At 54.5% G+C, this 19,142-nt stretch carries 12 protein-coding genes; 9 read left to right on the top strand and 3 right to left on the bottom strand.

Annotated elements, in window-relative coordinates; genetic code table 11:
• Window positions 1–5 precede the first annotated feature (5 nt).
• The gene (locus NQ492_RS12370) at window positions 6–842 is read left to right on the top strand and encodes an endonuclease/exonuclease/phosphatase family protein (protein WP_009599127.1); all 837 of its coding nucleotides are present in this window, start codon (window positions 6–8) and stop codon (window positions 840–842) included.
• A 59-nt stretch (window positions 843–901) separates the two neighbouring features.
• Here NQ492_RS12370 and NQ492_RS12375 read toward each other — a convergent pair whose 3' ends face one another.
• Window positions 902–1,759 (bottom strand): metallophosphoesterase, encoded by an 858-nt coding sequence (locus tag NQ492_RS12375; protein WP_231839889.1) that lies wholly within the window; start codon window positions 1,757–1,759, stop codon window positions 902–904.
• A 340-nt stretch (window positions 1,760–2,099) separates the two neighbouring features.
• Here NQ492_RS12375 and NQ492_RS12380 point away from each other — a divergent pair, with 340 nt between their 5' ends.
• The 8 genes from NQ492_RS12380 (at window position 2,100) to NQ492_RS12415 (ending at window position 16,286) form a co-directional block, all read left to right on the top strand.
• Window positions 2,100–5,168, top strand: coding sequence for a SusC/RagA family TonB-linked outer membrane protein (locus NQ492_RS12380; RefSeq protein ID WP_009599108.1), 3,069 nt, complete (start codon window positions 2,100–2,102; stop codon window positions 5,166–5,168).
• A gap of 22 nt (window positions 5,169–5,190) precedes the next feature.
• Window positions 5,191–7,041: a RagB/SusD family nutrient uptake outer membrane protein gene (locus tag NQ492_RS12385; RefSeq protein ID WP_009599100.1), complete on the top strand. Its 1,851-nt coding sequence runs from the start codon at window positions 5,191–5,193 to the stop codon at window positions 7,039–7,041.
• Between the two features lie 29 nt (window positions 7,042–7,070).
• On the top strand, window positions 7,071–7,943 hold the full coding sequence (locus NQ492_RS12390) for a discoidin domain-containing protein (protein WP_015546737.1): 873 nt from the start codon (window positions 7,071–7,073) through the stop codon (window positions 7,941–7,943).
• Between the two features lie 29 nt (window positions 7,944–7,972).
• On the top strand, window positions 7,973–9,706 hold the full coding sequence (locus NQ492_RS12395) for a glycoside hydrolase family 5 protein (RefSeq protein WP_231839890.1): 1,734 nt from the start codon (window positions 7,973–7,975) through the stop codon (window positions 9,704–9,706).
• A 2-nt stretch (window positions 9,707–9,708) separates the two neighbouring features.
• The gene (locus NQ492_RS12400; RefSeq protein WP_172633810.1) at window positions 9,709–11,199 is read left to right on the top strand and encodes a glycosyl hydrolase family 28 protein; all 1,491 of its coding nucleotides are present in this window, start codon (window positions 9,709–9,711) and stop codon (window positions 11,197–11,199) included.
• Window positions 11,200–11,249: 50 nt separating this feature from the next.
• A complete protein-coding gene (locus NQ492_RS12405) occupies window positions 11,250–12,701 on the top strand; it encodes a hypothetical protein (RefSeq protein ID WP_229104379.1) in 1,452 nt (483 codons plus the stop codon).
• A 150-nt stretch (window positions 12,702–12,851) separates the two neighbouring features.
• Window positions 12,852–14,357 carry a hypothetical protein gene (locus NQ492_RS12410; RefSeq protein WP_254886325.1) on the top strand — a complete coding sequence of 502 codons (1,506 nt, stop codon included), beginning with the start codon at window positions 12,852–12,854 and terminating at the stop codon, window positions 14,355–14,357.
• Window positions 14,358–14,414: 57 nt separating this feature from the next.
• On the top strand, window positions 14,415–16,286 hold the full coding sequence (locus tag NQ492_RS12415) for a beta-N-acetylhexosaminidase (protein WP_172633811.1): 1,872 nt from the start codon (window positions 14,415–14,417) through the stop codon (window positions 16,284–16,286).
• A 980-nt stretch (window positions 16,287–17,266) separates the two neighbouring features.
• Here NQ492_RS12415 and NQ492_RS12420 read toward each other — a convergent pair.
• Window positions 17,267–17,818, bottom strand: coding sequence for a hypothetical protein (locus NQ492_RS12420; RefSeq protein WP_015546743.1), 552 nt, complete (start codon window positions 17,816–17,818; stop codon window positions 17,267–17,269).
• A 6-nt stretch (window positions 17,819–17,824) separates the two neighbouring features.
• Window positions 17,825–19,138 (bottom strand): hypothetical protein, encoded by a 1,314-nt coding sequence (locus NQ492_RS12425; RefSeq protein WP_015546744.1) that lies wholly within the window; start codon window positions 19,136–19,138, stop codon window positions 17,825–17,827.
• Between the last annotated feature and the right edge of the window lie 4 nt (window positions 19,139–19,142).

Below are 19,142 nucleotides of genomic sequence, written 5' to 3' on the forward strand. Positions count from 1 at the left end.
TTCCGATGAAAAAGACAATGCTTTTTTTGCTGCTTGCGTTCTGTTTCTCGAACTCGGTCCAGGCCGGTCAGGATGCAGTATCTATCAAACTGATTTCTTTCAATATGCGTACCAGTTGGGGGCGCGACGGCGACAACAGTTGGCCGAACCGTCGTCACGCCACGGCGCAAATGCTCCGGCAGGAGGCTCCCGATGTGATGGGCGTGCAGGAAGCCATGCAAGACCAGTTGTATTACATCGACACCGAATGTCCCCGGTATGCCCGTGTCGGCGAAGATCGTGACGGCGGGGCCGAAGGCGGCGAAACGATGGCGGTGTTCTACCTCCGCGACCGGTTCGAACTGCTGGACAGCGGCACCTTCTGGATCAGCGAGACTCCCGACAACGTGTCGCGCGGATGGGATGCCGCCTGCAACCGCACGGTAACATGGGTCGAATTGCGCGACAAGAGTTCGGGCAAAGAGTTTTTCTATTTCAACACTCACCTCGACCACCAAGGGAAAATTGCCCGTGAGGAGGGCGTGAAACTGATCGTGACGAAGATTCGACAGATTGCCGGTAAGAAAGCGGCGGTTATCTTGGGCGGAGACCTTAATACATCCATTGACAATCCGCATCTCAAGCCGTTGACCAGACTGATGGCTTCGGCACGCGATACAGCGGCGGAAACCGATCAAAAGGGAACATTCAATGGTTTCGGATCGGCTCCGGACACGATTATTCTCGATCATCTTTTCTACCGCGGCAGGATGAAATGTCGAAAGTTCGTCACCCTCGACGGCGATTACGGGGCGCCTTACATTTCGGATCACTATCCGATAGCAATGGTTTTTACGCTCTGAAAGCGACGAGGCCGATTCGTCGAACCGGCCTCGTCGTACCGTCCGGAATTTGAACTCCGTTATCGGAGAGCCTGGATCAGTCCGGTTCGAGCGTCCGGTATTTCATCGAGCGGATAGTACCGGTGGATGATCGTTCGATCCTTGATGACAATAATCCGCACTCCCGAAGGAGCGTCTCCCAACGGTCGGCCCACGGCACTCGTGGTTATCATTCCGATGTTGTCGTACGATGTCTCCGCGTTGTCGTGCAAATGTCCCGTAAAGACGGTTTGCACACCGGTTTCCCGGAACAGTTCGAAATATCTCCGGCGTTTTTCCGGCGAAATGGTCGAATAGCCGTCCGGTTCGTCGATTTGCCGGAGAAAGAACGGGTGGTGTGCGAAGACAAGAGATGTCCGGCTGGCCCTTTTCTTTTTGAGCGAACGGGCCAGCCACCGGAACTGATTCTCTTCTTTCGAGGGGTCCCGGGTTTCGTCTTTCAGGTAATCCGAGTTGATGCCGGTCAGTAGGATCCCGTTCACACGCACACAGAAGCGGTCGGTTCCGAGGTGTTTCGTGTAGGGTTCCACATCGACGGAACCCTCTTCCAGCCGGACGTCGTGGTTGCCCGGGAGATAAAGGGTCTTGATGCGGGGATTTATTTCTGCGACGATCCGCAGGAATTCCGTCCATTGGCTCTCGTCCGCTGCATTGTGCACGTAATCGCCGGCGAAGACGACGACATCGGGGCGGAGCCTGTTTATTGCTTCGACGGTTTTTGTGAGGGTGCGGGTTTCATAGGCCATGTCGCGGTTGTCGGCATAGAACCCCATCTGGGGGTCCGAAACCTGCATGATGATCGTGACCGGAGATTTTTCCCTTGCGGATGTGAGTGCGGCCGTCAGACAGCAAAGAGTTGTTAAAATGATCTTTTTCATTGGATTATAGATGAATGCATAGCCAAAAATAACGAATGGGTTGCCGAAATCCAAAAAAAAACGAAGGAATCCCACTTTATTTTCCTTACGGTGTTTTTCCGGTAAAATTTCGACCTTTTTTCTAAATAAGAGAAGAATTTTGTATCGGCATTTCAACCGAAACTACTTTATCTGAAAATTGTAAAATGAAACATGCTCATGACACACGTTTACGACATTACTTCTTATCCCGTTCTCTATTTGTAGTCGGGTCCCATCTCTACGAATCGCTAATGTTTGATCCCAGAAAATCATGAAATGTATTAAGATTGATAATATGTTGCGGACTGCGCGGTTGATTATGCTCGCCGTGTTGTCCGGAGGTATTTTCGCGGTTCCTTGCGGAATATATGCACAGTCTGCTCCCCGAACGGTTTCCGGTACTGTCACCGATGCGGCCACCGGAGAGCCGCTGATCGGAGCCACCGTACAGGTAAAAGGTGTGACCATCGGTACTACGACGGACCTGAACGGAATGTTTTCGATCAACCTGCCGGCAAACCGGAAAACACTGCTTTTCTCCTATGTCGGGTATGAAGCCCAGGAGATTGCGGTTGGCCGTGAGAATTATCTCAACGTGGCGTTGAAACAGGACGCCAATGCGTTGGACGAAGTTGTGGTGGTGGGTTACGGCCAGCAAAAGAAAGGCATGCTGGTGAGTTCGGTACAGTCCATCGCTCCCGCGGAACTGCGGATGCCTTCGTCGAGTTTGTCGACCGGGTTTGCCGGACGCCTGGCCGGTGTGATCGCCGTGCAGCGCAATGGACAGCCCGGTGCCGACCAGGCGGATTTCTGGATACGTGGTATCTCCACGTTCGGTTCCGCGACCAAGCCGTTGATCATCCTTGACGGTGTGGCTATCGACGCGAATGAACTGAACGGGCTGGACCCGGAGATTATCGAGAGTTTTTCGGTGCTCAAGGATGCTACGGCGACCGCTCTCTATGGTTCGCGGGGAGCCAACGGCGTGATGATCGTTACGACGAAGAACGGTAAGAATCTGGATAAGCCGGTCATTAATTTTCGCTTCGAGACGGCTCTTTCGACTCCGACGAGCCGCCCGGAAACGGTCGATGCGGTGACCTACATGCAGATGTACAACGAGTCGGTTCTGACGCGCGGTACGGGGCAGATTCCTTATACGCAGGCGAAGATCGACGGTACGCGGGCCGGCAGCAACAAATATATCTATCCGGATGTGGATTGGTACGATGAGATGTTTAAAAATTTGGCAGTCAACGAAAACTTTAACTTCAATATCCGCGGCGGCAGTTCGAGGGTCGATTACTTCATGAGCGCCACCGTCCGTCACGAGGAAGGTATGTTGAAGAACCTGAGCCGGGATTACTTCTCCTATAACAACAATTACTCGGTTTGGCGTTACGCTTTCCAGAACAATGTCAACGTCAATCTTACGAAGTCTACCAAAGTGTCGCTGAAAATCAACACCCAGCTCCGGGATACGCACGGGCCGGTGAAAAGCAGCGAAAACATTTTCGGAATGATCATGAACGGCAATCCCGCCGATATGCCGATAACCTTTCCCGACGATCCGACGGTAAACCATATCCGTTGGGGCGGCAAAGCCATGGTGAAGAATCCCGTGGCTGAAATGGTTACCGGCTACAAAGACGAGTTCCAGAGCGTATTGAACGCCAATCTGAGTCTGGATCAGAATTTCGATTTCATCACCGAAGGGCTTTCCGCTTCGGCGCTGATCTCTTTCAAGAACTATTCCTATACCCAGACATCGCGTTCGGCAGGTTATAATTCCTACGAAATTTCGGGTACGCATACGGGCGATGACGGATTGGAAGACTATGATCTGGAGATCCGCGGCAACGAGCAAAGTACGACACTCGCCACCTCCAGCAGTACTGACGGAGACCGCAAGATATATATCCAGGGAATGATCAACTATAACCGCAGTTTCGGCCGTCATGACGTGAGTGCTATGGTCGTGTATAATCAGGAGGAGACTGCGCTCGGAAATCCCGGTAGTCTGTTCAGTTCTTTGCCCAAGCGTAAACAGGGCCTTGCGGGCCGTCTGACCTACGGGTACGACAACCGTTACCTCATCGAGGCCAATTTCGGATACAACGGCAGTGAGAATTTCGCCGAGGGACGGCGCTTCGGCTTTTTCCCTTCGGTGGCCGTGGGATACGTGGTCAGTCAGGAGAAATTTTGGGCGCCTATCAAGAAGGCCGTCTCTTATTTCAAACTCCGCGGTTCGTACGGTCTTGTGGGCAACGACAGCGAGGAGACGCGTTTCATGTACATGTCGGACCTCTCCCTTTCCGGAGCCGGATATACGACGGGCGCCGACGGGGAGTATACGCTGAGCGGTCCCGTTTACAACCGTTTCGAGAATAAGAAGATCACTTGGGAAACCGGAGAAAAACTCAATGTCGGTGTCGATCTGCAATTTTATAACCGACTGAATGTAATGGTCGATCTGTTTCAGGAGGTCCGGAGCGGTATTTTCCTGGAACGCGGCACAGTTCCGGCTTTTCTCGGAACGGCTACGACAAAAGTGTACGGCAATCTGGGTAAGGTGAGAAATCGCGGTTTGGATCTCTCGATGGATTATACCCATCAGATCGGCAAGGATTTCTTCATTTCTGCCAAAGGAACCTTCACCTTCGCCCGCAACCGGGTGCTCGAACAGGATGAGCCGGATTACCTGCAGTATCCCAATCTTTCGCGGGTCGGCCGTTCGGTCAATTCGTTCCTGCTTTATGAGGCGCAACGCCTGTTTATCGACAATAACGAGGTGAAATACAGTCCTGAACAACTGCTGGGCGGTGAAATCATGGCCGGCGACATCAAATACGTCAACCAGCCCGATGCGAACGGCAACTACGACAACACGATCAATTCGAACGACCGTATTTATGCAGGGTATCCCGAAGTGCCGGAGATCGTCTACGGGTTCGGGTTTTCAGCGCAGTGGAAAGGACTCGATTTCTCGGTCTTCTTCCAGGGTACGGCCAATACGTCGCTCGTGATGAGCGGATTCCATCCGTTCGGTATCAATAACAATGTCAAGCGCAACGTCATGCAGTTCGTCGCCGACGATTACTGGAGCGAAAGCAATCCGAATATCTATGCGGCCTATCCGCGGTTGAGCGTCGTGGAATACGGCAACAACACGGTTGCCTCGACCTACTGGCTCCGCGACGCGTCGTTCCTGAAACTGAAAAACGCGGAGATCGGCTATACCTACAAGAAAATGCGTTTCTACATCAGCGGATCGAACCTGCTGACCTTCTCGAAATTCAAGTTGTGGGACCCCGAACAGGGCGGCGGATCGGGACTGAAATATCCGACCCAGCGGGTTTTCAACATTGGAATCCAGATGACGTTATAAAATAAATTCCAAACGAAATCCTATGAAATATTACACACATATTCTATCCCTGATTTTATCTGCCGCATTCCTGTTTCAGGCGTGCAGTTATCTGGACGTAGTCCCCGATGAGACGCCGGACGAGAAAGACGCCTTCCAGAACCCGACGATGGCCGAACGCTATCTCTATTCCTGTTATTCGTTCCTGCCCAATCCGCGTCACGAAACAGCTTCGCTGGATCTGATGACGGCCGATGAAGTGGTGACCCCGTGGGAACACGAGACCTTCGCCAACTTCCCGAAGGGAAACTACAACGCCAGCGAACCGGTGATCTCCTACTGGAATACGCTTTTCGGAGGTATCAGGCGGTGCTACATCTTGCTGGAAAATATCGACGCAGTGCCCAACATGACGGAGGCGAATCTCCGGATTTACAAAGGAGAGGCGAAATTCCTGATCGCTTATTACCATTTCCTGCTTTTGAAGAACTACGGTCCGATTCCGCTTATCAAGGGCGTCATGTCCATCGATATGGACAAGGCGGACTTCCCCGAGCGGGACAGTTACGACGTATGTGTGCAGTGGATCTCTGACCTGTTCGACGAAGCGGCCGGGATGCTGCCGGCAGAGCAGACCTCCACGGCCTACGGCCGGGCCACGAGCGTTGCTGCCAAAGCGCTGAAATCACGGTTGTGGCTCTATGCCGCTTCCCCGCTCTTCAACGGAAACAGCGAATACTATGCAAATTTCGTCAGCAAAGTGGACGGGCGCCATCTGATCAGCCAGACTTATTCGGAGGCAAAATGGGAAAAGGCGGCTTCCGCAGCCGAGGAGGCCATTGAGGTCGCTAAGGCCGCAGGTTATAAACTCTATACCGAAAGTCCGGTGGTTACGTCGAGGTTCGCCCAACCGACCGATCCCGTGCATCGGGTGCTCCGTCTGAATTTCATGGATTACAACACTTCGAAAGAGGTGCTGTGGGCCGATACCCGGAAAGAGGGTCACTATGGGTTGCAATACAAGTCCACTCCCTATCGCGTGGGTCCGTCATCGGGCAACGGTGTCGGCGTGACATTGACGATGGTCGAGATGTTCTATTCCAAAAACGGACTTCCGATCGATCTCGACCCGGAATACGACTATACCGGGAGGTACCGTTACGGGGAGTATCATAACGATGTCTGCGACGGTGTGACCATGAACCTGAATATCGATCGTGAACCCCGCTTCTATGCGTGGGTGGCTTTCCAGAACGGGTATTACGAAGTGCTCCGTCGCGACGGAGCTGACGACAACGCGAACATCGTGCAGACGAAGTTCCGCAAAAACGATGTTTTCGGCATCAAGGAGCGCACGACGAACTACACCCCTACGGGATACCTCAATAAGAAGGGTTGTTCGCCGCTCTACAACAACATTCAGGAGGACGTTGCCGCTCCGCATTATCCGTGGCCGGTGATTCGCATGGCAGAGCTGTACCTGAATCTTGCGGAGGCTTATGCCAACTTGGGACGGATTGACGAAGCGGCAGCAGCGCTGAAACCGGTCCGCGAACGGGCGGGACTGGACCCGGTGGACGAGGCTTTCGAAAAGGCGGGGCTGACGCTTGGACGCGACGAAATGATCCGCATGGCACGTCAGGAGCGGACTATCGAACTTTATCTGGAGGGGCACCGCTTCTGGGATGTGCGCCGTTGGAAAGAGGGCGACAAGTATTTCAACGTCCGCCCCAAAGGCATGAATTACAACGGGGAGTCCGATGCCGATTTCTTCCGGGTGACCGAGGTGATCGTCCAGCGCAAGTTCATGACTCCGATGCATTACCTGATGCCGATACCCAAGGATGACATCAACAAGAACGAACGAAAGTTCGTCCAGAATCCGGGTTATTGACAGAATCACGAATTTGAAAAACTGCATCTATGAAAAGCATATATAAAATACTGTTGCTCTTTACCTGTTCGTGCGGCGTTTCGTGCGGCGGGGACGATGAGCCTGTCATGACGGCGCTCGCCGTACAGGGAATCCGTGCCGAGGCATTTCCGGGAGCGATCCGACTGACATGGAACCCGATCGAAAGCCGCGACTTCCTCTATGCCGAGGTTTCGTATTACGATTTCGGCACGCAGACGACAATTTCGAAGCAGTGCAGCCGCTATACCGGCACCCTCTACATTGACGGACTGCTAAACCGATATGGGAAGTACCGTTTCACATTTACGGCTTACGATGTAAACGGAACGCCCGGGCAACCCGTCTATATCGAACGGCAGTGTGAAAAGGCCGAGTCCTATTATGTGGTTGTTGCGGAGAATCCGATCCCGCTCGCAGCAGACCAGTTGGCTACCAATGCCCAGGAGCCGAGCGAAGGCCCCTTGGAATTGCTTGTGGATGGAAATCCGGATACTTTTTTCCAGAGTTTCTGGGATGAGTGGACCTATCCCGAATTGAAGCCTACGGGTTATCATCACCTGACTTTCGATCTTCGCAAGGAAGTTTCAGCGTTTAAATTCCAATATTGGAACCGTAAGAAAGCGAACGGTTCGCTGCCCAAGGCCGTGAATATTTACGGCAGCCCGGATGGCGAAACGTGGGTGTTGCTGGCCCAATTGGATAACCTGCCCGGTGATCTGGGTTCCTCCTACACTTCGGAGTTGTTTCTGCCGGAAGAACCTATTTCCCATGTAAAATACGAGGTGGTGAAAGGAACCGATGTCTACCAGCCCTATTTTTCACTCGCAGAGATCGAATTTTACGAGGTCGTGCGGGAATTGGTCGATCCCGAAGCCGAATGACAATCATAATTGAAAAAGCAACGATAAAGATGAAAAAACTCTTGAAATACATATTGCTGCTAATTTATGTCGCATTGATGCCTGCTTGTGGGGAAGATTCCGGTCTGGACGGCGTATTTGCGAATAAGCCTTTTGCCCTGGTGACCGCTGCCGACGGCGGGCGGACTTCCATTTCGGCGGTCATCGACGACGGCAAGCGGACGATCCGTCTGACTTTCGACAAAAAGCGGGATGTGGATGCCGTGGAGTTGACGTTCCAGTTGAATCCCGGGTATGCGATGGTTTCTCCGAAGGAACCGGAGACGACGATGGACCTGACGCAACCCCGAACCGTGACGGTCAGCTCGGGAGCCGGGGAGGTCTCCTACGAAATCTCAGCCCGGAACGAAACTCCGGTCTTGTCGGCCTCTTTCCTGTTTCGCGGGAAACCGATCGAGGGAGTGATTGACCATGAGACGAGGACGGTTTCGTTCCCGATCACGACGATCTATGCTTCGGAATATCCGGAGGAGCTGTTGGGTGCCGTACCGCTGGATATCACGCTTTCCGACGGCTATCGGCCGACAAGCGAAAAGGTTTCGTACGACCTTTCGACCGGGGAGAGTTTTTCCGTTTACAAAGGCCGCAATACGTACACTTATAGACTGGTTGCCGACATTGCTCCGATACCGGTGGCAGATCATCTCTCTGACTTCCGGTTTCGGCGCGGCGTGAACCTCGCTTATTGGATGACGGAAGCCGATCGTGACTGGTTGGGCTATGTCATGCCCGCTCAATTCCCGTTGTGGAAAGAGTTGGGATTCGACCATTTCCGGGTTCCCGTCGACGAGCTGTGCATCTTTGACCGGGAGGGGCAGTTTAACGAAAAGGCCGTCGGGAAATTACACGAACTTTTTACATGGTGCGAGCAAAACGGCATGTATGCGATTCTCGACATGCACACACTGGCTCCCCGTGAAGGCTCGGACAGTTACCGGGAGGAGGAGTTGTACGACCCTGCCTATCCCGAATTTCGCACCCATTTCGTAAATGTTTGGCGAAAACTTGCTGCAGAATTCAAGGCTCACAATCCGAAGTGCGTGGCCTTTGAACTGCTGAACGAACCGCATGACGGGACACCCGACGCAACTGGTTGGAATAAGCTCCAGAATGAGGTTCTGACGGCAGTCCGAGAGCAGGACCCCGAACGGATCGTATTCGTCCCGGCAATGGGCTGGCAGGACTACAACTACATCAAGTATGCACGGGTGGCCGAGGAAGATCCCAATGCGGTTGTGTCGTTCCATTATTATCTCCCGATGCTGCTGTCGCATTATAAGATGCTGGCGTGGGTCGGCTATCAGGGAGCCGTGCAATATCCGGGGGTGGTCATTCCCACTCAGTCGGATGCTGACAAATACCCGCAGTATGCCTCTTTTCACAAAACGACCTACAATGCCGACCGGATTATGGGTGAAATGTCCAATGCGGCGTCCGACGGTCGGAATGCCGGACTTGCGGTACATTGCGGCGAATTCGGATGCAGTAAAAACGTCGCGGAAGCGATGCGTTTGGCGTGGTTCACGGATATGGTGGCTGCCATGGAGGCAAATAATATTCCATGGACGCTTTGGGAGTGCCTCGACGGCGGATTCGGATTTGTCGATATGGAATATGGCATTTACCGGATCAACTGTCCTCTGCTGAAAGTGTTGACCGGCAAGGAATTGACAGATGCAGAGGCGAAAGTTCTGCTGCAAAAGTATGGATTTAAAACTGAATAGGAATGTTGTTGAAGATTACACAGGGCGTATTCTGGATACTTGCTGTTTGCCTGATGCCCGGAACAGCCTATGGGGAGGGCCGGGACGTCTTGCCCGGAAACGCCGCCTATAAGGTCGAGGTTTTTCGGGGCGGAACCTGGGAGGAGATCTTCGTTTATAATGCTCGGGTTTCCGATTATGCCGGCAATCCCGAGGCGGGATATACCCAGTATACAATGGGGTTCGCCTTGTTTACGGACTCGTTTCGGCAGCCGTTGAAGGTCCGCGTGACCCGCCGTGCGGGGACGTTTTCGAAAGTGGAGATTCGTCCGCTCTCTTACGGCATCGTGCCCGACGTGCAGACCCCGAACAGCGTCGAGTTCGAACTGGGCGATCCCGCGCAAAAGGTTTCGGTGGAGTTCGACGGCAATCGGATGGAGAACCTCTTCATCCTGCCCGACCTGCCCGACACGGCGATCCCGATGGGTGCCAATGTAACTTATTTCGGTCCCGGGGTGCACAATGCGGGTGTGATCCGTATTGCGAATGAAAGCGGCCGTATTCTCTATCTCGATGAAGGGGCGGTCGTGCTGGGACGGATCGAGGCTGAAAATGCCGCCAACCTTACAATTCGAGGACGAGGTGTTTTCTGTTCGTCGCAGGAGGATCACGGCGCCGGCCGGCGGCCGCAGATGGAGTTCCGCAATTGCGACAATCTGAAGATCGAGGGCATCCTGCTGCGCGACACGCCGAACTGGACGCTCAAGATCGTCGGGAGCACGGGCGTGCATATCGACAATATCAAGGAGATCGGCTGGATCATGAACTCCGACGGCATGGATTTCATCTGCTGCCGCGATGTGCTGGTCGAAAACACCTTCCAGCGTAACTACGACGATAACGTGACCATCAAGGCTTTCAATGCCACGCCCGAATACATCGCTTCCCATACGAATACCGACGGCTCCTATTCCGACGGGGCGATCTGGATGGTTGCCGGGCTTCGCGATTTCGAGGTCTGCAACTACGAGATCCGCAACTGCGTTTTCTGGGCCGACAAGGCGCACAATATGCTCGTAGGCCCCGAGGCGCGGGGCATTGCATTCCGGAATATCCGGTTCCACGACAACATTGTGCTGGAAAACCGTCAGGACGACGGGATTTATCCCGGGGCAATGGCGGTGATGATCGCCGACGACGGCACGTTCGAGGACATTGCGTTCGAAAACATCATTGTCGAGGACATCGACGGCGGAAAGGTTTTCTGCGCGCACTTCACCAACGCCTGGGCGTTCGACGGACTTTATGGACAATGGGCCCGGAACATCACCCTGCGCAACATCGCCTATACCGGTACGCGGGCGACTCCGAGCTGGATCAGAGGACGCAACGACGCGCAGTCGATCGACGGAGTGACGATCGGGAACTTCACGGTCAACGGCGCGCCGGTAACCGACGGATCGGGGCCTCATCTGGAGATAAACGGATACGTCCGGAACGTGACGTTCGAATAACCGCCTGAAATCAATAAAAAAATTTTATTAACCACCTTAAACGCATAATTATGAAAAAGTGTTCCATGTACACATTTGCCGTCGCCATGCTGGCCGGTATGATTCTGACGGGCTGCTCCTCTTCGGAGGAGATTCCGGGAGGTACTCCCGACAACGGACCGAAACTGAAGATCGAGACCCGCTCGGCGGATGCCGCCGAGGCTGCTTATGCACACCGGGCGATTCTGGTGTCGGAGGGTAACATTGCGGATGCAAAGAGCGCCGCCGACGCTGCGTCTTTAGGAGCCTTCTCCGTCGAGCCGGGTAGCTACACCGTTTACGCTGTCGCTTCCAGCGACGAGGCGAATCTCACTTTTACGGGTGTCGCCGCTTCGAATGCCGTTGCCGATGCACGTGTCAAAATAACCGACATTTCGGCTCAGATTCCCGAACTGTTGGTCGGTAATTCCGACGTCGTTACGGTCGGTGCCGAAGGCGCGGCGGCCGCACTCCAGCTCAAGCGCGTCGTGGCATCGGTCACGGTGACGGTCAGCGGACTGGAGAACGTCGATGCCGAGAGCATCACCCTGACGATCGGCAACATGTACGATCAGGTGAGTCTCGACGGCGCGTTTTCCAAGAGCGGAGCTGCGTTCGCATCGAAAAGTCTTGTACTCACCAAGAATGCCGAAGGCAAGTTCGTCGGCAACGCTATCGTGATGCCTACCGATACGGAGGCTTCCAACCTCTCGCTGACTTACAGCGTCAACGGCACGGATTACACCAGCACCCCTGCGGGCCGGATCGCGGCCAACGGGCAGTATGAACTGGCGACGACGGTCGAAGCCGGCAGTTCCTCCTCGAAGGTCAACCTCAACTCGGCGATTACCTACGCGGCCTGGGACAGCACGGTGGTGAATCTTTCCGACAGCTTTACCATCGACGAGACTACCCCTGACAAGCAGTGGATGGGTCCGACAGCCCTTCCGATCAGCGGTACAGCCGCTCCTGGATACGACAATTTCTGGGCGTCGTCCGATGGAGGCGATTCCGGCTGGGGCGAGACATTCTGGCAGTACAACCTTTATGACGGGAACAAAACGGACGGAAGCAACTATTGGTGTCCTGCCGAATGGGACCGTACAGCTCCCATCTGGTATATCAACCTCGGCGCTGCCAAGCAGGGCGTGACCATCGACTACTGGAACAAGGCTGGCGGTAAGGGCGGTCAGAAAATCAAGACGATGGACATTTACGCAAGCAATACGCGAGCCGATTACGGCGGTGGCAATGCGGATTGGGTGAAGATCATGACTTTCACCTCCGACAAGACCACTCCGACCACGGACGCCGGGGCGCAAGTGACGACGGGCAAGATCGCATTCTCGGAGGATGGAAGCGTCTCCTATCAGTATGTAAAATGCGTGATGACATCTAAGGTTAATACCGACGGTGCGACCATTACGGATGTGCTCGACGTGAATGTCGGCGAACTGGAGGTTTCGACTTGGGAGTACAAATAGTTGTCGGAAAGGAGTTTCCCTCCTGCGATACGCTGAATGGGGATTTGCGGGAGCGGACTTTAGCAGTCCGTTCCCGGTATCGCCCCGAACGGCAGTCGTGTGGGCCTGCGGGGCCTGAAGAATCAAGTATATAATATGAAAGCCATGATGATGAAAAAACAGAATGTCGGGAATGCCTGCGGATGGGCGGATCGCCTTGCACGTCTCCTGTTGCTGCCTGCGCTCACGCTCGTTCTGCTTTGCTCGTGCGACGAGGACAAGGCGAAATCCGAAAGACCGGAAGAGGGGGATCAGCTTTGGAAGATCGTGCCCGTTCTTGCATCCGAAAGCGATGGCTTCGAGGGGCTCGGTGAGTATGGGGTGTCGCTCTACCTTTTCAACGACATGTCATCCGACTGCTATAAATACCAGCATGCCGACTCGTTCGGCGATCTCGAACCGTTCGTGGTGGAAAAGGCGGCTTATTCGCTCGTCGCGCTGATGATGGATCGTGAAGTCCCTCATGTTTCCTACGAGGCTTCGGACGAGGCCAAAAAGAACACAACCGTGACCGTAACGGACATGAACGAAGCTATTCCGGATATGGTGCTCGGTACGACGTCCGTTTCCCGGAATGTCGGCGCGACGGTTCCCGTTTCCGACCTGCAACGCCTGGTCGGGGCCTTGGATGTCCGCCTGACCGATGTCCCGAATGATGTCACGGCCGTGGAACTTACCGTGGGCGATCTCTACGACCGGGTTGACCTTACGGGGCAATACGACTTTGCGACGGGGGAGCCCGCTTCGAAGCGAATCGAGCTGACGAAAGAGGGTACAGTTTTTTCAGCCCGGAGTGTGCTGATGCCTTCGGACGAGACGAGGGCCAATGTGAAGATGGATTTTCGGGTTTTCCGGGGCGACGCGTATGAGGATTTCGTCGTACGTCTTTCCGGAAGTATTCCGGCAGACAAACTCACGCGGCTTGAAGGCCGTGCGGAAGAGATCTTGAAGAATGCTGAACTGACGTTGGGTTTGACCTATGCTCCGTGGGATGCGAGCATAACGATCGAGGATCACTTCCAGACCGACGACGACCTGAATAAGGTTTGGTCCTCGGCGCCGCTTCCCATCAGCGGCGCAGCCGATCCCGGATATGACAATTTCTGGGCTTCGTCCGTATTCACCGACTGGGACGGTTCCGTAAAATACGATTCGTATCTTTATGACGGTATCATGGACGGGAGCGACGAGCACAAGGACCTCTATTGGGGCCCCGACGCAGTTGGGGAGGCAGAAAAAGGCACCGTTCCGTCGTGGTATGTGGATTTGGGAACCGGATGTCAGGGCATTACGCTCACCTACTGGAACAAATTCGGAGGCAAAGGCGGCCAGAAGCTCCGCACGATGAATATCTATGGAAGCAATGCTCCGGAGGACTATCGGGGCGGCAACGAAAGTTGGACGCTGATCACGACTTTCACTTCCGACCGGACGAAACCTACGGAAGACGCCGGAGCCGAGGTCACGACCGGGCGGATCGAATTCGACAAGGGAAATGCGACCTACCGGTATGTGAAATGCGAGATCACCTCCCGGGTCGACGCCGACGGCAATGTGGTCGAGGATTCCGATGTGAATGTTGCCGAAGTGCAGATAACCGTGTGGTCCTGTAAATAGGAATGTTTCGGCCCGGCTTGACGGCCGGGCCGTATTTTATGTAAAAATCAATTGGACATGAATGAACGATTGTTGCCGGGACGTATCCGTTCGGGCTGGGGAGTCTCTATTCTTTTTCTTTGTTTAATGGCCCTTTCCGGGTGCTGTTCACACGAAGCGATTCGGGTGAATCTCATTCCGCGCCCGGCGGAAATGGAGGTGCTGTCCGGGTATTTTCAGCCGGGAAACACGACGGTGGACGACTTCACGACCGTAGTTGTGGACAATTCCCGGATGGATGCGCTGGGACGGGAGGGATACGAACTTACGGTCGATCGCTCGTCGGTGAGACTCACGGCCGCCACCCAGACCGGCATTTTCTATGGGAAACGGACGCTGGAACAGTTGATGACCGACAAGGGTATTCCTTGCGTAAGGGTCAGCGACCGGCCCCGGTTTGCCTACCGGGGCATGCACATGGATGTATCGCGGCATTTCTTTCCGAAAAGTCAGGTGCTGAAGATGCTGGACGAAATGGCCCGCTACAAACTCAACGTATTCCATTTCCATCTGACCGATAACGGTGGTTGGCGCATCCGGATCGACAAATATCCGCGGCTCACCGCCGAAGGGGCATTCCGCACGCAGCGGGATTGGTACGCGTGGTGGGACCGGAACGACCGTCGCTATCTTCCCGAGGGAACTCCGGGCGCTTACGGCGGATATTTCACCAAAGAGGACATCCGTGAGATCGTGACCTACGCCGCCGAGCGGCACATTACGGTCATTCCCGAGATCGAATTCCCGGCGCATTCCGACGCCGTGTTCATCGGCTATCCGGAGTTGTGCTGTACGGGCAAACCTTATACGACGGGAGAATTTTGTGTCGGCAACGAACAGGTATATACTTTTATGGAGGATGTGCTTACCGAAGTTATGGAGCTTTTCCCTTCGAAATACATCCATATCGGAGGCGACGAGGCCCGGAAAGTCGCCTGGGCGACCTGTCCGAAATGCCAGGCCCTGATCGAGCGGGAGAGACTTGACGGGATACAGGGACTCCAACCCTATATGATCGCCCGTATCCAGGATTTTCTCGCTTCGAAAGGGCGGGTTATGGTCGGCTGGGATGAAATACTGCACAACGAACTGCATTCCGAAACCTTGGTTATGTCGTATCGTGGACAGAAAGGGGCTATCGAAGCCGCTAATCGGGGCAATTATGCCGTAATGACACCCGGTGAAGTGCTCTATTTCGACTGGTATCAGGCCGATCCTTCCACTCAGCCGCGTGCCATGTACGGATATTCTCCCATTAAAAAGATGTACGCTTTCGAGCCGGTGCCGGCTGATCCGGAATCGGCGGCCCGCAACGAGTCGATCATCCGGGCCGAATTCGTGGACCCTGCGGCCGTGGAGCCGATCCGGGCGGATCGCGCCGACCGCATCGTCGGTGTGCAGGGATGTACGTGGGCTGAATATATCGAAGATGAAGAGCAACAGGAATACATGATCTTTCCGCGTCTGCTGGCTGTGGCAGAATTGGCATGGACACCGCAGGAGAAGCGCGAATGGAGCGATTTCAAAGTCCGGATGAACTCCCATATCCCACTGTTGCAGCAACGGGGGCTAAATACTTTTACGCTGAGCGACGAAGTTGAGATCACGACTCGCATTCGTTCCGGAAATAAAGCGGTTGAGGTGACTCTCGACTGTGAGAAATATCCCGCAGAGATTCGCTACACGTTAGACGGAACCCCGCCGACGCCCGACGCTTCGCTTTACGAAGCTCCTTTTACCGTGACCGATTCGACGGTGGTCCGGGCCGCCGTATGTCGGGATGGAGTGATTCGAAGTCCTGAACGGAAACAATTGGTTACTCTCGCCGCGGAGATCGACAACTATTATCCGTTCGATGTGCCGGAAATCTGGAAAGAATATTTCGATTAATCGTTCCATCGACTATTGTGCGTTATCGCCTTTTCTTTCTGGGCGGCAGACTGTGCGCAGCCTTGAAACGGAGTCGGACGTGGCTGACTTTGGGTTGATTCGGGAAAAGGTCCGGGTGGAGGGAATAACAGACAGCCCTTTTATTTTCGGCCTTCGGATTTTTCCCGTATGCCCTGGCGCGGACGAATATGCCGTTGGGTCGCTCCTGTTCCGAAAGATCGTCTTCATTTCGCAAACAGAAACGACATCGTAATTGACGTTCCGGAGGGGGCAATGCCCGATAAACACACCGGTCGATAACCGATTCGTCATAGATCGCCCCGGAGATTTGCTAGTTTTCAAAATCAAAGATCCCCGGGGCTTATCGTACGATTCAGAAGCGATCGATATTTATGTGAACGGTTCAACATCGCATATAATCGGCTTATCTATCAGGTTCAATCTATTTAGAGACGGGAGAACCAAATATTTAAAGTCATACGCTCTATATTAGTGTACAAGCGTTTGTCAATGTGTTTATGTTCCTCAATATTCCGGAACGATAACCCATATCCTCCGAGATAGTTTTGTTGTTCACGATCATTTGATGGAATATAACCATTGGAGGACTGTCTATTTATCATGGTGAAGTCATTCTAAATAAATTATCCAATTTGAAAAATCGGGACATTTTATTAAATTTGTATTCAATAACAGGAGTTGTTTGACAAGATGGAACGCAGATGCGAACAAATGCATACGACTGTTTCCTAACCATTACCTGCTATATGCAAATAGAGTCATAACTTTTTAAGTTACAACTCTATCTAAAAATGAATGGATAATACCGAAGTACTATCCATGCGCCCCGTTCTTCACGATATACGGAACTCTCCGGCTTAAAATCAAAAATCTGTTTCACGATGCACGGCATCTGTCCCGCATTGTTTGGAAAACGGGTTCGGAACCGGTGCGCATGCCGCCCCCGGTTGCAGCCGGATTCAGTTGAATTCGATGAGGAGATGCGTCGCCCAGAAAGGATCGGGGGCTTCGCCCGGCAGGGGAAGGGGAGGGGCGAGTTCCCCGGGAAAGAGCGTGCGCAGGGCATACCCGGCCTCTCCGGTGCGTTCGAGGATCAGTTGGCAGGCTCCGGTGGAGATCGTGCGGGAGGTGCGGACCGTGCGGACAGGGCATCCGTTGCGCAGGATGTTGCGAACCGTAGCCCGCTCGGCGGGCGTCAGCTCCGCGTCTGCCGCCAGTCCGCTCGTCCCGACGGGTTCGTCGTAGCGGAACGACAGGCGCACCCGGCCGTCGGCTCCGGGGTGCAGGGCGGTGAAAGATTCGGGGAAATCCCGTTGCAGCCGCGCGACGGCTTCCTGCGGAGAAAGGGCGAAAGTGCGGAGGAATTTGGACCCGGGCATGCGTAGCTGGCCGTCGATCGCCTCGTCGGTAAATCCCGCCCGGCGCAGGCTGTCGCGCAGGGCTTCGTCCGCCGTTTCGAAATGGGTCAGGACGTGAAAAAGCGTTTCGGGCGAATAGGATATTCGTTCCATCTCCGATCAGGATTTGTTGCGCCGGTAATGCCAGACGGAGATGCTTGTGATCACGATTGCGGAGAGCAGGAGCGCGGCGAAAATCCGGAACGGGGTCGTGCCGCTTTCCCAGCCGAAATAATCCTTGACCAGCGACGCGCCGTCGTAGGTCGCCGAGCAGACGGTCAGCATCGTCAGGAAGAGGATAAGGCCCGCCAGCCGCCGCTCCGAGTTCTTTTCGAGGCGTTCGGCCTCCTGTTCGAGGTGGCGGTGCAGTTGTTCGCGCTCGGTGGCGATGTCCAGCCCGGTGTCGATGGCCCGGTAGATGAGCTGCGGCAGGAAGTTGTAGGAGATATTCGAGAAGGCGTACCAATGCTCCTGCTCCTTCATTTTGTGGAGCAGCCGGATGGACTTCCGGTCGTTGGCGGCCGAGCGGAATTGCCGGTTGACGACGAAGAGCAGCGTCTTCTGGTAAAGCGCATGGATGTAGATCAGCCGGAAATAGCTGTTGGGCCATACCCACATCTGTGCGGCCGTGCGGCCTTTTGCAACCACAGTGAAACTGTCGACCAGCGCCAGCGCTTTCCAGTTGCGGAATGCCGAAATCGTGTGGGTGCGGATGATCCGGTCGTAATATTCCTGGGAGGGGGAATATTCGTGTTTGTGGTCGGCGACGCAGCCGACGGGGCTCAAGGTTCCCAGTTCGAAGAGCAGTTCGTCCGAGAAGTCGTCCAAAATGAAGATCTGGAAACATTTCAGCTTGTTGCCGGTGAGGGTCAGGCCGGAGAAACGTCCCTGACGCGGGGATTCGGCCGACGGCCGGGGAGGGCACAGCCGCAGGATCTCTTCCAGCAGGGCGAGGTACTCCGGGGCGTCGATCTGCGATTTCAGAATCCCCTGCTCTGCGATCTCATAGCAGGAGGTCTCGCGCAGAATGCCGTGTGCGGCGATCAGCGTGTCGAGCGTCGTTTCAGGCTCTTCGGCGATCTCCATGGCGAAAAGGCAGATGTCGTAGGGGAAGAAGAAGAGGTGGAACCGGCACAGTCTGAAGGCGTATTCCGCGGCGGGGAGCTTTGGGTGGCGCAGCGTGCAGAGCCGGTCGGTTTCCAGGGTCAGGTGCGCCGTGTCGGCATAGACCGCCCCCGAGGTCTGTCCGTCGACCTGCATGAGCGAATCAATGAAACTCTCGTAATAGATGCTGCTGAGCCGTTCGTAGGCCTCGCGGGTCAGGGGTTTTTCCGCCTGCCACCGCTTGTCGGCGGCCTGCACTTCGGAGGCCCGTCCGACGGCGGCGAGGTGGCTGCAGAAAAAGGTATGCGCGTAATGCAGTTTGTTATCCATGGAT

It is taken from the genome of Alistipes shahii WAL 8301, assembly GCF_025145845.1.
Lineage (GTDB): Bacteria > Bacteroidota > Bacteroidia > Bacteroidales > Rikenellaceae > Alistipes > Alistipes shahii.